The sequence below is a fragment of the Evansella sp. AB-rgal1 genome (genome assembly GCF_041820985.1).
In the GTDB taxonomy this organism is placed as follows: Bacteria; Bacillota; Bacilli; order Bacillales; family Salisediminibacteriaceae; genus Evansella.
Map to the genome: position 1 here is coordinate 84,298 of NZ_JBGUAU010000019.1, position 14,962 is coordinate 99,259.

A 14,962-nucleotide genomic window follows, 5' to 3' on the forward strand; every position below is an offset into this window, starting at 1 on the left:
GATGGTATTTTGCCAATTGATTGATTATTCTGGTAGTTGTACAATGAGATAGTGTAAATTGTTTGCTTTTAAGCAGGAGGAAATATAATGAAGGAAATTATTCAATTAAAGCCAGTTCTGATGGAAAAAATTTGGGGTGGTAGTAAGTTAAAGGAGCAGTTTAACTATGATATCCCTTCAGATAAAACAGGGGAGTGCTGGGGAATTTCTGGACATGCTCATGGAACGAATGTAGTAAAGAATGGGGAATACGCTGGGAAGACACTTCGTCAGCTATGGGAAGAGCACCGGGAACTGTTTGATAATGAAGAGGGAGAAGAGTTCCCGTTACTAGTTAAAATTATTGATGCACAAGATGACCTTTCTGTTCAGGTGCACCCTGACGATACATACGCGCAAGAGCATGAAAATTACGCATTTGGAAAAACAGAGTGTTGGTACATTTTAGATCGAGATCCTGGGTCTGAGTTGGTGTTGGGGCACAATGCAAGAACACGTATAGAATTACAAACACTAGTGGAAGAGCAGAAATGGGAGGATCTTTTTCGCTCTGTGTCTGTAGAAAAAGGCGACTTTGTGTATGTGCCGAGTGGAACGGTTCATGCAATCGGAAAAGGGATCATGATCTTGGAGATTCAACAGAGCTCTGATATCACCTATCGTTTCTATGACTATGACCGTACGGATGACCAAGGCAATCATCGTGAGCTTCATATTGAGGACTCTGTTGCATGCTCCATGGTGCCACATGAGGATCCTAAATTAGACAGACCTTCTTGGACAGAAGAAGGAGTAACGATTGAGCGACTCATTCAAGAGCGATATTTTACACTTCATAAATGGGAAGTTAGTGGACAAGTAAAACGTGAAAATAATTCGTATCTATTAATGAGTGTAATATCTGGTGGAGGCAACGTTACTACAGAAACTGGAACCCACAAACTAGTAAAAGGTGACCACTTCATTATCCCATCAACAGTAAGTAACTTTGAACTATCAGGTGAAATGACTGTAATGGTATCAGAAACAACAAAATAAAGAGAAGCCAAGTGGATATTCGCCGCTTGGCTTCTTTACTTTATGGTATGAACAAAAGAAAAGGATATATTATTAATTAGTAGATATTTATGATTAGGAATTTCACCTCGGAGCATGATTCTTTTCGTGATGTGAATATTAGTAATATTAGCACCATATAGAATGAGCGAATGCCCACGAGACTCCTGTGGGGAAATAGAGCATAGGCGAGATTCTGTAGTGACGAAGGAACGAAAGAAGCTCGGCAGCTCCCCTAGGAAAGGGAGTGGGCAGTAGCGAATGGAATTCATACCAACACTGTTGATAGTGCTAGATAGTTTGCCGGCAATTGGTACAGTATTTTACGATACTATATCCTATTAGAGATCATTTTCTATACTTTCCTTAAAAACCACTCGTCTGCATAATAGATCGGAGGATAAGCTCATCAGAATTAATATTTTCGATGTGTTTTAGATTTACACTCTTCTTGAGTTCTAGTAGTGCTTCTTGGATGGACTCGGCATATTCCTCTTGAGTTACGAATTGCTCCATCAGTTCTATCAGGTCTTGTTGCTTCATCATTTGTGATTCTATTTTTACCAATTTATGTATGATTGCTTTTAATAACTCTATTTCAGTCATTTTTTTCAATCCTTTCCTGTTAGACTTTGTGCTGGATAAGCGGAGCTTCATTGAATCTTGTTAAGTGGGGATTTTAGCTAGGTACAAATAGGCTATCAAATTGTGAAATAGCCTATTTGCAAAGAGTTAGGTTGTTGTTGTTCAAAAAGGAAGGTCTTCGGTTCTGATTGTTGCTGGTGGTGGCGGTGTTGCTGAGGCTGCCACGACGGTGTTGTTAGGTATTGGTGTTGCTTCTGTTGGCTGGACTCGTTTTAGTTGTAGAAAGGTGATGGTTTCTGCGATGATGTCGTTCATGGTGAGTTTCTTGTTGTCGGTTGTTTCGTAATTTCTTGTGCTTAGTCTTCCTTGTACGCATACGAGGGAGCCTTTGGAACAATAATCGGCGGATGTTTCTGCGAGCTTCTTCCATGCTGTGCAGTTGAAGAAGTCTGTGTCGTAGTTTCCGTCGTTGTTTCTAAATGGGCGGCGGACGGCGAGTGTTAAGCGTGTGACGGATATTCCTTTGTCGGTTGTTTGCATGACGGGATCTTTGGCGATTCTTCCGATTAGTGTGATTTGGTTTAGCATGTTGGTGGTCACTCCTCTATTGTTTATAAGTTTGATAGGGTCCATTCTCGGTCTACGTATCGGGAGTAATGGCAGTGAAGCGGTGTGGGAAAAAGCTGGTTGAGTCTATCTCTGGTGAAAGCGATTGGTGGTGAGCGTGTTGGGAATTCGGTCTCTGAATGTTGGAAAAGGTGCCAATTTGCTGTGTTTGGGTGTAGATTGTATAACTGGGTTGTGGCAATGGTGTGGCTTTCTGTCGTTGTCTGTAAAGTTTGTGTGGTTGGTTCGGCGACAAACTCTGGATATGCGTAAAATGGGAAGCTGCTATAAGGGTAGTCAATGGGATCTGTGACAATAGTGGCTGCACGGGGGTTGTTATGGATGTAGGCGCTGACTGTCATTAATCCATAGTCTGATGGAACCGGGTGACTTGTATAGCGGCTTTCGAATACGTGACCGGTTAGGTTATATTTTTTGTTAAACCAGGTGGCATAGGAGCAGTTTATGGAATGCATGATTTTGTTTAGTGGATCTCCTTTTGTGCCTAATAATAGGTGATAATGATTGGTCATGAGGCAGTATGCGTGAAGAGAGAAGGGTGTGTAATGGTATGTGTCGTCTAAAATGGAGATGAATTTGTTGAAGTCTGATGGAGCTAGGTAAATGGGGGTTCTGCGAATTCCTCTGCTTATTACGTGGTAGATTGCTCCTGGATACCATTGTCGTTTTGGGTTTGGCATGTTTGGCTGCTCCTTCGTGTGGTGGGATAGGGTGTGACATGATGATGTTGCTTTCGTTTGGAATGGTGCGTTAATGGATGAGATTCCATTAAATGATGTGACTTGTGTTGTCGTTTTGAGACGTTTGCTGCTATATATGAAGGAAAAAGTGTGAGGAAAACCGGATATTTTGGTAGGTAGAAATATAGGAAAGTTGGTCAGAAATTCCTCACACTTATTTTGTAACTTGTTCGATGGACGTCGATAAGGAAATTATTCTGTTAATATGTATTTCATTAATCAGTATTCTAACGTCTCCTCGTATGGAGATGGAGGCGGAACAAGTTACATCAACACACATGTTAGCTGAAGATAGCAACATGCGAGTTGTCCTTTGGAGTCAATTTTAATGAAACTTTATTACTAGGATTATGTATCTAGTCAGATTTTACTCGTGAGCTACGGTATATTCAATACAGTTTGTATGGATTATTGATGTTGGAGCTGTTTGGAAAAGTATTTTTTGAAGAAAACCTAAAAGTAAGGTTTTGTCGAAGAAATTAATTGGATAGAAAATTTTGTCATATTATGTATCTTTAGCCTTATTTTATTTCGAAACTTTTAAAAACGCAATACTTATTTTACTGTGGAGATAAAAATATTTTAATTACGGACACAAAATTGTACGGGACCAGGGACCGGAAAGTTTTGTGAAATGGGTTTACTTTTTGTGGAAATAGTTTATAGTTATTTGTTATTTTTTTTTTGGATATAAGGGTGTGGAGTAACAGAAAGGGCAATGAAAAAGTTTGCTTTTTCATTGCCCTCAATAGCTATTCCATAAATGTTCCACATTCGTTTTCAGGAAAATTAGATAATGTTTGATTGGTGACTATTGTTTTGATGCTGATGGCTGTGATCTTCCATGTACTGATAATGCCAAATCATGTACGTTAGAATAGTCCATATTTTTCGGCTTGCATCGTATTTCCCAAGACGGTGGTCCTCTAATAATTGTAAACAGTTTATTTTATGGAAAAGATGATCTGTCTCACTTTGAAGAATCCAATTTCTTGCCCAGTCGTACATTTCGTCTTTCAACCAATGACGGATGGGAACTGGGAACCCTAGTTTTTTCCGATGAAGTACATGAGCTGGTACAACCTCTTCCAATGCTTCTCGAAGCCATACTTTCGTTTGGTTTTTGTGTACCTTTCCGTAGCTCGGAATTCTCGATGCGATGTCAAAAACATCTCTATCTAGAAATGGAACTCGAAGCTCAAGAGAATGAGCCATTGTCATTTTATCTGCTTTTACTAAAATATCTCCCCGAAGCCACGTGTGTATGTCAATATATTGCATTTTTGTCACGTCATCGTATTTAGTTGTGTTTTTATATAATTGTTGTACGATCCGATCCGTTTTCCATTCGGGGGATCCAGGAATTAAAATCTTTTCTTTTTGCACGTCGGAAAAAATTTTTGCATTTCCAACAAATCGATTCTCTAACTGGGTGCATCCTCTAAGGAAGAAGTCACGCCCTTTGACTCCATTAGGAAAACGATGAGCAATGAGTTTTAACATCTTTTTTACCGGCGTTGGAATATGGTTAAACATTCGTAAAGAATGTGGTTCACGATAAATATTATACCCACCGAAAAGCTCGTCGGCCCCTTCGCCAGAAAGCACTACTTTGACGTGTCGGCTTGCTTCTTTTGCCACAAAGTAAAGGGGGATAGCTGCTGGATCAGCAACTGGTTCATCCATGTGCCATACGATGGTGGGAAACTCATTCATGACTTGTTCGACAGAAATTTTTACTCGATTATGGTTTACATCTAGCGCACGTGCTGTTTCCTCTGCCACATCACCTTCACTGTATCCAATTCGATCAAATTCTGCAGTAAACGTATTAAGACTTGGATGAAGTTTTCTGGCCATAGCAACGATCGCTGATGAATCGATTCCACCGGATAAGAAGGCTCCTACAGGTACGTCGGAGCGCATATGCCTTTCTACAGAATCCATTAATGTTTCCTGGATGGATGTGAGCATGTTCTCTTTTTCTTTTAGTAATTTTCGTTTTCGAAAAGGTGCTAGCAGTATTCTAGAAAGAAAGTTCGTTTTTTCCTCTTTCGGGGAAAACTCGGGTTGCCAATAACTCGAAATCTGCAAAGGATTATTAGGTTCCCATGTAACGACGTGTCCTGGTGGAAGTTTTTCTATTTCTGATGTTGCTGTATGTGGTTCTGGGATGTATTGAAATGTTAAATAGTGAAAAGCCGCTTCTCCGTCTACATAGGCTGGGTCATGGAGGCAAAAAAGTGATTTTTTTTCTGATGCAAAAACAATGGTGTTATATCTTAATTTTCTGTAAAACAACGGTTTTATTCCGAAAGGGTCACGGGCACCAAAGAGGTGTTTTTCTTCTATATCCCAGATTAGAAAGGAGAACATCCCTTTTAAGTAGTCGACGCATTTTTCTTTATAGTAATGATAGAGAGCTAGTATTACCTCCGTGTCAGAGTGGGAATCGAAATGTGCTTCATTAGATTCTATGAGTTGGTTTCTTAATTCAGGTGCGTTGTATATTTCCCCGTTAAAAATAATGGTATAACGTTCTTGAAAGTACTTCATTGGCTGGTGTCCGCCTTCAAGATCGACAATACTAAGGCGACGGAACCCAAATTTCGCATACTTATCTTTAAACACTCCGGAATCGTCGGGACCTCGATGGGTTATGATTTCCATCATTTTTTCTAAAGGCTGGTCGTTCATGAATTTTTCATTGTTAGATACAATACCGACAAATCCACACATGAGAATATCTCCTTCCGATTATTTCAAATTCATTTTTTTAACAGTTTCATGTAATTGAAATATGGGTTTTAGGTGAATGTTGTAGAAAGTTTTACATTTTGCTTTTCCCCTTACTAAAGTTATATTTTTGTTTGGTGGGAATATACTTTTCAGCTTTCGTTTTTTACAAAGTATTAATGTTATTTGAGTTGATCAATGGTGGTAAAACAAATAATGCAATTTTGCAATGGTACATTGGTTAAAATATAGGCTAATATATAGATAATTATTGTAATGTTTGGGGTTTTCACAGGTGGGAAATCTTCAGATATATATTGCAAATGTATTCTACAGTGTTTTCACCAATATTTGGGAAATGATTGCAGTGATGTAGTATCGGTTTTTCATAAAGTATGACGATGTTTTAATGAAGAATGTTTCAGTAAATCGAAGAATAGGGAAGGTATTACAAGCTTCTACAATTTTACTGAAAGCGATTGCAGTTTTAGGTCGATTTAAGTCGGAATAATCAGTATAAAACAGTTTGACGAGAAGATTAACCCTTGATATATTGAGGATATAGTGGTAATTTCACTAGATTTTAACATGAAGGGAATGTGTTAGGAATATGCAAGGAAAAGTAAAATGGTTTAATGCAGAAAAAGGTTTTGGATTTATCGAGCGCGAAGGTGGGGACGATGTATTCGTTCATTATTCAGCGATCGAACAAGAGGGTTTCAAAACTCTTGAAGAAGGTCAAGAAGTTCAGTTTGAGATCGTTGAGGGAGCTCGTGGGCCTCAAGCTGCAAACGTAACGAAGCTTTAATTCGCATTCCCAAAGAGTAACAAATGAATTTTAATTCTACTTAAACATGCAAGATATACAGGAGAGAAGAAACAAGAAATGTAAGTGTTTACATTTGATTGAGCACTGTGGACATTTCATCACTTTCTCAAAGATGAAAATGTTATTGAGTAGGAATGATATTGGGGAAAGAATCATAGCGGAAAAATCAACCCGTCTCTTTTCAAGAGATGGGTTTTTTCCGTTTTTTAGGAGTTTCAATATAAGTGAAGGTCAAGCGAAGGTCATGTCATTAGCAAAAAAGCTCATAAAGTTCACAGGTCTGGTCCCTGAACTTTTGTTCAGGGACCAGACCTGTGAAAATTTTGTGAAGTTGATTATTTTGGTTATATTTGGAGGAAACTAGTGGTAAGTAATAAAGTAAGTGGAAAATTAATAAAAATAAAATAAACTTCACAGATTCGACAAAATCTTTGTTAATTTTCTTGATGTTTGGGAAGGATTATTAAATGGGTATGAAGAATATTACATACATAACCGAAAGGAGGAGTTTGCTTATGAATTTTAATATTCGTGGCGAAAACCTTGAAATTACACCAGCATTAAGAGATTATGTAGAGAAAAAAGTTGGAAAGCTTGAGAAGTACTTTGAAACTACACCAAATGCAGATGTAAATGTAAAAATGAGTGTGGTTAATTCGAAACAAAAAGTGGAAATTACAATTCCTATGACAAAGTTATTATTACGTGCAGAAGAAAAGCACGGGGATATGTATGCTGCAATTGATCTAGTTATTGAAAAATTAGAACGCCAGATACGTAAGCATAAAACGAAGGTAAACCGCAAATTCCGTGGCGGCGATGATAGTTTGAAATATATGTTTAAAAATGAATTAGAGCCACTGGCAGAAGAGAGATCTACAACAATTGGGCTTGAAGATGATGATGACTTTGAAGTTGTTCGTACGAAGCGTTTCGATTTAAAACCAATGGATGCAGAAGAGGCAATTCTTCAAATGGATCTGCTAGGACACAGCTTTTTCGTATTCTCGAATGCTATTAGTGGTAATACAAGTGTAGTATATAAGCGAAAAGATGGCCGATACGGATTGATTGAGCCAGAAGCTTAAAATAAAAATGAAATGTATGTTAAGAGGAACTTGCCGGAATGGCAGGTTCCTCTTTTAGTTGAACTACTTTAGTGGGGATAATGATTATATCTGGGTACTAGACAAAATCGCCTCATGGAAGTTCGGAATTGTCAAATAAGAGAAGGATAATTGACAAAACCAGCACGTGGGAGCATGGAATTGTCAAATAAGAGAAGGATAATTGACAAAATCAACACGTGGGAGCATGGAATTGTCAAATAAGAGAAGGATAATTGACAAAATCAGCAGGTGAAAGCACGGAATTGTCAAATAAGAGAAGGATAATTGACAAAATGAGTATGTGAAAGCACGGAATTGTCAAATAAGAGAAGGATAATTGACAAAATCAGCACGTGGGAGCATGGAATTGTCAAATAAGAGAAGGATAATTGACAAAATCAGCAGGTGAAAGCACGGAATTGTCAAATAAGAGAAGGATAATTGACAAAATCAGCAGGTGAAAGCATGGAATTGTCAAATAAGAAAGGGATAATTGACAAAATCAGCAGGTGGGAGCATGGAACTGTCAAATAAGAGAGGGATAATTGACAAAATCAGCATTTGAAAGCATGGAATTGTCAAATAAGAGAAGGATAATTGACAAAATCACTTCTGGAAGCTCAAAGTTGTCATTAAATAAAGAGCTGCAGTGCAAAATATCGCAAATATATGACCTATATTACAGTGAAATACACTTTTTCTCATAGTTTCGTCTAACTCTCAGGCTTCTGTCCATAAAAAAGCACACTAGGGTTCTTCCCGATTGAGCATGTATTCATGATTAAGCGGGTTAAAGTCAGGAGAGATTAAGTGTTCACAAAATCGTCAAGGACCAGGTCCCTGAACGAAAGTTCGGGGACCTGGTCCTTGTATTTTTTGTGACATTATTTATTTTTTGGCGATGCGTACTCGGTTTGTTTCGCCTTTTTTCGTTGAGCCTTCTCGTTCGATGACCACGTATTCGTCTTCTTTTAGGTTTGTGAATACGATTGGTGTCATGACTGATGGTGCTTTTTCCTTCACGGATGGAATGTCTACTTGAAGCAGTGGTTGACCTTGTTCTACTGTGTCACCTTGTGCCACTAGTGCTTCAAAGCCTTCTCCACCTAACTTCACTGTATCAATACCAACGTGGATTAGGATCTCTGTTCCACCTTCTGTTTCAAGACCGATTGCGTGTTTTGTATGGAATAGGTTTACAACCTTCCCTGATACAGGTGCATACACTGTACCGTTTGAGTCTGTTGGGTCAATGGCGAAGCCGTCACCCATCATTTTTTGTGCAAACATTTGATCCGGTACTTCAGAGATTGGTTTTATTACACCCGCCATCGGGATGGCAATTTCTAATTCTGTTGCAGGTACTCCTCCAGTTTGTGATGGGTTTGCTACAGGAGCTTCCACTTTTGGCTCTTCTTCGATCGTCGGTGTTTTCCCCGCAATAACGTCTTCGATCTGACTCTTAATTGTCTCTGAGCGTGGTCCGAATATTGCTTGGAAGTTTTTATCCACCTGCATTACGCCTGATGCGCCTAGTTCTTTCAAGCGATCTTTGTTTACTTGTGTAGGGTCTGCTACAGATACTCGTAAACGTGTGATACACGCGTCTAGGTGTGTTAAGTTTTCTTTTCCGCCAAGTGCTTTTAAGATGTTAGTTGGTAATTCTGTGTTTCCGCCTTTTTTGCCACTTCCGCCTACTTCTTGATCCATGTTTGCTTTTTCACGACCAGGTGTCATTAGGTTGAACTTCTTGATCATGAATGTGAATAGGACGTAGTAAATTACTGCGAATACAAGACCAACTAGAATAACGAGCCACCATGGTTCCCGTCCTGGTACGACACCGAATAGGAAGAAGTCGATGGCACCACCGGAGAATGTGTAACCCATGTTGATGTTTAACCAGTATAAAATTACGAATGAAATACCATCCAATACTGCGTGGATGAAGAATAAAATTGGTGAAAGGAACAAGAATGAGAATTCGATTGGTTCTGTAATACCTGTTAAGAATGATGTTAGTGCTGCAGAACCGAGTAAACCACCAACGATTTTTTTGTTTTCAGGACGTGCTTGATGATACATAGCAAGTGCTGCGGCTGGTAGACCGAACATCATGATTGGGAATTCCCCTGCCATGAAGTGACCTGCTGTTAAGTCTACACCGTCACGCAGTTGTGCGAAGAAGATGTTCATGTCCCCGCGCACGATGTCTCCTGCTACTGTTGTGTATGAACCGAATTCAAACCAGAACGGTGCATGGAAAATATGGTGTAGTCCGAATGGGATTAATAGACGTTTTACAAATCCAAAGAAGAATACCGCTACTGTCATTGCTTCTGTCATTAAAAATTCGGAAATGTTGTTCATTCCTGATTGGATTGGTGGCCAAATAAAGAATAAGGCTACCCCGACGAAGAATGAAGCGAATGCTGTTACGATTGGTACGAAACGTTTTCCTGCAAAGAACCCTAGGAAAGCTGGTAGTTCAATGGTAAAGTAACGGTTGTATGCCCAAGCTGCAAGGGCACCGATGATAATACCACCGAATACACCTGTTTGTAGAGTTGGAATACCGAGAACAAGAGCGTGTGCAGGGTTCCCAGCATCAAGTACTCCTTGAACAGTTAATCCTCCCATTACGCTCATCGTTACATTCATTACTAGGAAACCAACTGCTGCTGCTAGTGCGGCAACCCCGGCTCCATTAGCAAGACCTACAGCAACACCGAGGGCGAATATTAGCGCTAAATTATCAAATACAATTCCACCTGCTGATTCCATCATGGTTGCTAGGTTAGCGAAAAAGTCATTTTCTAAAAATGGCATAAGGTTTAGCATATTTGGGTTTTTCATTGCATTACCAATTGCCAACAATAAACCGGCCGCTGGTAAGATCGCAACCGGTAACATTAATGATTTACCGATACGTTGCAACTGACCAAAAAGTCGTTTAAACATAAGTAGAATCCTCCTTATTTTTTTCTTATGAGTAGTATGGATAATTGATAGATAAAATATCATGACAACAAAAAAAGGCATGAGGGAAAAGAGTGTAGAAGGGCCTTATGTTAGGGGAGAAGATACACTTCACCCTAGTTTAGGCGTTATCTACAATCCTTTTCTCTCATGCCTGCATGATCAGTAACACGGAAAAGAGTTGTTTTCCAGTATAAAAATTTAAGTGATTACATGATAATTCGCTATGGTTGTTTGTTCTGAAGAATTATTTACCTAGCCGTTGGAGATGCAATGTTAAATACACTGCTTCTGCGTCAGGAACTGGCTTATGTAATCGCTGTTGCATGACTTTCATCAATTTCCATGACAAAGTATAGCATATAGGATATTCCGATTGCAATATTTTTTTTAATGCATCTTGGTTTTCCATATAATTACCGGTTTGGACTCGGTCAATTGTATGGTGTATATGACGCACGAGTCGTAAGTAATTACTGTCTTTTTTATCAATCGTTATTTTCATGTTTTCTTCTATAATATCTACTAACTCTGAAACGAGTTGTGTGTGCTTATTAATTTCGGATAGATGGCGGTTGGATAACGCACTGTGGATATGCAGTGTTATAAAGCCGATTTCCCCTTCTGGTATTTGAATGTGAAGTGTTTCTTTCAGCCACTCCACTAATTCTGTTGCCATCGCGTATTCTTTTGGATAAGCTAATTCTGTTTCAAGTCGAAATGGATTTTTTATGTCTAGTCCTTGGTTAATTCGTTTGATTGCGAAAAATAAGTGGTCCGTTAAGCCGACATGAATATGTTCATTTAGAGGGGCTTGAAAGCGTTCTTCTATTCGTTCGATAAAGTCATTCATTAGGCCAATAAACGATTCATCAACATATTCTAATAGGTGTTTATATTGTTCTTGTTCTTTCTCATCTCTTAGAACAAAGAACTTCTCTGCTTTCTCACCGGCAACCTCATCCCCAGGTTTCTTACCAAAACCTAGACCTTTTCCAATTAAGACAACTTCTTGATAATTCTGGTGGTTGGCAATGAGTACATTGTTGTTTAGTACTTTTACAACCTGGATCATCTGTGGTTTCCTCCTCCTTTGTCTAATTCTTTGTTTTGTGTTGGGTTAGTGGTGCATTCTGTTGTATCTGTGTCGAATTTTGTAATATTAATAGTATAGTCAAGCGAGCGAAACTCATCAACTAATAAGAATTGGGAAATTTATGAGGAAGATTACGTATTTGTCGCCGTTCAATCGTGGATTTCGACACAAATGTTCACTGATTGTTCACCGGTCTGGTCCATGAACAAATTATGTCGAAAACCACAGGATATTGTGGTGTCAATACTAATACGAAAAAGTTCACAAAATATTCGGGGACCAGACCGGTGGCGAGGTTGTGACTATTTCTTGTAAGGACTTGGCCAAACTGTTAAAATGTATGTTATGTAAAGTATGATAGAAATAATTTCTTTCTTTGATCGGTAAGGCTGGTTTTTTATATGAAACTTGACGTTATCTTGTTTCGTATTGCTACTACTATATATTCACTTTAGGTAAATAAATGACAAGGGAGCAATGTCCGATGTTAGGTTTATTAAAAAAGGTCATTGGAGATTCGGATGGAAGACATTTAAAGAAGCTTCAAAAGACAGTAGATCAAATCGAAGCAATGGCTGATGAAATGAAAAAGCTGAGTGATGATGGTCTTCGTCAAAAAACAGCTGACTTTAAAGAGCGTTATCGAAACGGTGAAAAACTAGAAAGTATTTTACCAGAAGCGTTTGCGGTTGTAAGGGAAGGTTCTACTCGTGCATTAGGCTTAACTCACTATCCTGTTCAGCTTATCGGGGGAATCATTCTTCACCATGGTGATATTTCAGAAATGAAAACAGGGGAAGGGAAAACGCTTGTTGCAACACTCGCAGTGTATTTAAATGCAATCACAGAAAAAGGAGTTCACGTAGTAACGGTGAACGAATATCTTGCAAAACGTGACGCGGAGGAAATGGGAAAACTTTATACATTCCTTGGCTTAACTGTGGGCTTAAACTTATCGGGTATGCAACGTGATGAAAAACGTGAAGCGTACAACTGTGACGTTACATATGGTACAAACAATGAATTTGGTTTTGACTATTTACGTGACAACATGGTTATTTATAAAGAGCAAATGGTCCAACGTCCACTTCATTATGCAATCGTCGATGAGGTTGACTCCATTTTAATTGATGAGGCACGTACTCCATTAATTATCTCTGGCTCTGCTGAAAAATCAACGCAATTATATACTGCCGCAAATTCTTTTGTACGTATGCTGAAGGAAGACGAAGACTTTACGTATGATGAGAAAACAAAGACGGTGCAAATTACGGATGATGGTGTTAGTAAAGCAGAACGAACGTTTAACATCGAGAACCTATTCGACTCGGAGCACGTTCAATTAAACCATCATATTAACCAAGCCCTCAAAGCTCACAAAGTAATGGTGCGTGATGAGGATTACGTTGTGGAAGATGGGGAAGTTCAAATCGTTGACCAATTTACTGGACGTCTGATGAAAGGTCGTCGCTATAGTGATGGTTTACACCAAGCAATTGAAGCGAAAGAAGGCCTGGAGATTAAACGTGAAAGTATGACAATGGCATCCATCACGTTCCAGAACTACTTCCGTATGTATGAGAAGCTTGCAGGTATGACTGGTACGGCGAAAACAGAGGAAGAAGAGTTCCGTAACATTTATGGAATGAACGTGTACGCTGTTCCTACAAATGAACCGATTTCTCGTCTAGATCAACCGGACTACATTTACAAAACAATGGATGGAAAATTCCGTTCCATTATTGATCAAATTGCAGAGCTTTATAGCACAGGGCAACCAGTTCTTGTTGGTACGGTAAACGTGGATACTTCGGAGTTAATTTCAGGAATGCTGAAAAAACGTAAAGTGCCGCATAACGTATTAAATGCAAAAAACCATGCTCATGAAGCGGAAATCATTGAAAATGCTGGTCAGCAAAAAGCTGTTACAATTGCAACAAACATGGCTGGTCGTGGTACAGATATCAAGCTAGGACAAGGTGTAAGGGAGCTTGGTGGTTTATTTGTTTTAGGTACAGAGCGTCATGAAAGTAGACGTATTGATAACCAGCTTCGTGGACGTTCGGGTCGTCAAGGGGACCCAGGTGAATCGCGTTTTTACTTATCGCTAGAAGATACGTTGATGCGTCGTTTTGGTTCGGATAACATGACGAAAATGATGGAACGATTAGGGATGGATGAAGATCAGCCTATCGAAAGTAAAATGGTTTCTCGTGCCGTAGAGCAGGCGCAAAAACGAGTAGAAGGTAACAACTTCGATGCTCGTAAGCAATTGCTACAATATGATGATGTAATGCGCGAGCAACGTGATATCATTTATGAGCAACGTATGGAAGTACTTGAATCAGACAACCTACGTGAAGTTGTGGAGAAAATGATTGAGTCTACGGTGAAGCGTAACGTTGAAGTCTTCACACCTGAATCAGAAGTTCCTGAGGACTGGAACTTACAAGGAATCGTTGACTATATAAATGCTACTGTACTAAACGATAATGAAATTGAACTGAAAGATATTAATGGCATGGAACCGGAAGAAATGATCGAACTTATTATGGATCGTGTGACTGTAGAATACGACCGTCGTGAGGGTGAATTCACTCCAGAGCGTATGCGTGAGTTTGAGAAAGTTATCGTACTACGTACAGTAGATACGAAGTGGACAAACCATATTGACCAAATGGATCAATTACGTCAAGGTATTCACTTGCGTGCATATGGTCAAAACGATCCATTGCGTGAATATAAATTTGAAGGATTCCAAATGTTTGAAGAAATGGTTGCTTCTATTGAAGAGGATGTTTCCCGTTATGCGATGAACGCACAAATCCAAACGAACTTGGAGCGTAAACAAGTTGCAGAAGGAAAAGCGGTACATCGTAGTGCAAGTGAAGCAGAACAAGAGAAAAAACGGAAAACACCTTTCCGTAAAGAAAGCACCATTGGCAGAAATGACCCTTGCCCATGCGGATCTGGGAAAAAATATAAACAATGTCACGGTAGATAAGCAATATTGTTTAAAATGATTTATGCTAAGGGTACTATATACAAATGAGCATAATATAAGGGAAGGTACGAAATGTACCTTCTCTCCATTTTTGTTAACAACCAATAAAGTTCACAAAAAATTCAGGGACCTGGGCCCCGAATATTTTGTGAACGAAGGTGTTAACATACTTGGAACAGATTGAAGCGAATGGTAAAAAAA

The 14,962-nt window shown here is 39.1% G+C and carries 10 protein-coding genes and 1 pseudogene; 5 read left to right on the forward strand and 6 right to left on the reverse strand.

All coding sequences use genetic code 11. From position 1 onward, the window contains the following. Positions 1 to 87: 87 nt before the first annotated feature. Positions 88 to 1,038 (forward strand): mannose-6-phosphate isomerase, class I, encoded by a 951-nt coding sequence (gene manA, locus ACERII_RS16630; RefSeq protein ID WP_373643850.1) that lies wholly within the window; start codon positions 88 to 90, stop codon positions 1,036 to 1,038. Between the two features lie 384 nt (positions 1,039 to 1,422). On the opposite strand, the gene ACERII_RS16635 is transcribed toward manA, so the two are convergent. Both ACERII_RS16635 and ACERII_RS16640 read right to left on the reverse strand, forming a co-directional pair. Continuing rightward, positions 1,423 to 1,662, reverse strand: coding sequence for a hypothetical protein (locus ACERII_RS16635; protein ID WP_373643852.1), 240 nt, complete (start codon positions 1,660 to 1,662; stop codon positions 1,423 to 1,425). A gap of 141 nt (positions 1,663 to 1,803) precedes the next feature. Beyond that, positions 1,804 to 2,229: a single-stranded DNA-binding protein gene (locus tag ACERII_RS16640; RefSeq protein WP_373643853.1), complete on the reverse strand. Its 426-nt coding sequence runs from the start codon at positions 2,227 to 2,229 to the stop codon at positions 1,804 to 1,806. Between the two features lie 99 nt (positions 2,230 to 2,328). Between ACERII_RS16640 and ACERII_RS16645 the strand changes: the two genes are divergently transcribed. Continuing rightward, positions 2,329 to 2,520: a hypothetical protein gene (locus ACERII_RS16645; RefSeq protein WP_373643875.1), complete on the forward strand. Its 192-nt coding sequence runs from the start codon at positions 2,329 to 2,331 to the stop codon at positions 2,518 to 2,520. Positions 2,521 to 2,591: 71 nt separating this feature from the next. On the opposite strand, the pseudogene ACERII_RS16650 reads toward ACERII_RS16645, so the two are convergent. Beyond that, positions 2,592 to 2,948 (reverse strand): annotated as a pseudogene (locus tag ACERII_RS16650) (transposase); the annotation flags it as partial. 849 nt (positions 2,949 to 3,797) lie between these two features. Beyond that, positions 3,798 to 5,747: an asparagine synthase (glutamine-hydrolyzing) gene (gene asnB, locus ACERII_RS16655; protein WP_373643854.1), complete on the reverse strand. Its 1,950-nt coding sequence runs from the start codon at positions 5,745 to 5,747 to the stop codon at positions 3,798 to 3,800. Between the two features lie 607 nt (positions 5,748 to 6,354). On the opposite strand from asnB, the gene cspD reads away from it, so the two are divergent. Together cspD and hpf are read left to right on the forward strand one after the other, a co-directional pair. Then, positions 6,355 to 6,552: a cold-shock protein CspD gene (gene cspD, locus ACERII_RS16660; protein ID WP_373643856.1), complete on the forward strand. Its 198-nt coding sequence runs from the start codon at positions 6,355 to 6,357 to the stop codon at positions 6,550 to 6,552. A 536-nt stretch (positions 6,553 to 7,088) separates the two neighbouring features. Further along, positions 7,089 to 7,661 (forward strand): ribosome hibernation-promoting factor, HPF/YfiA family, encoded by a 573-nt coding sequence (gene hpf, locus ACERII_RS16665; protein WP_373643858.1) that lies wholly within the window; start codon positions 7,089 to 7,091, stop codon positions 7,659 to 7,661. A 909-nt stretch (positions 7,662 to 8,570) separates the two neighbouring features. Here hpf and ptsG read toward each other — a convergent pair. Both ptsG and glcT read right to left on the reverse strand, forming a co-directional pair. Then, complete coding sequence (ptsG, locus tag ACERII_RS16670; protein WP_373643859.1) at positions 8,571 to 10,643, reverse strand: glucose-specific PTS transporter subunit IIBC; 2,073 nt, start codon at positions 10,641 to 10,643, stop codon at positions 8,571 to 8,573. 265 nt (positions 10,644 to 10,908) lie between these two features. Further along, complete coding sequence (glcT, locus tag ACERII_RS16675) at positions 10,909 to 11,736, reverse strand: glucose PTS transporter transcription antiterminator GlcT (RefSeq protein WP_373643861.1); 828 nt, start codon at positions 11,734 to 11,736, stop codon at positions 10,909 to 10,911. Positions 11,737 to 12,241: 505 nt separating this feature from the next. Here glcT and secA point away from each other — a divergent pair. Continuing rightward, positions 12,242 to 14,761, forward strand: a complete 2,520-nt coding sequence (gene secA, locus ACERII_RS16680) for a preprotein translocase subunit SecA (protein WP_373643862.1) — start codon at positions 12,242 to 12,244, stop codon at positions 14,759 to 14,761. Positions 14,762 to 14,962 lie beyond the last annotated feature (201 nt).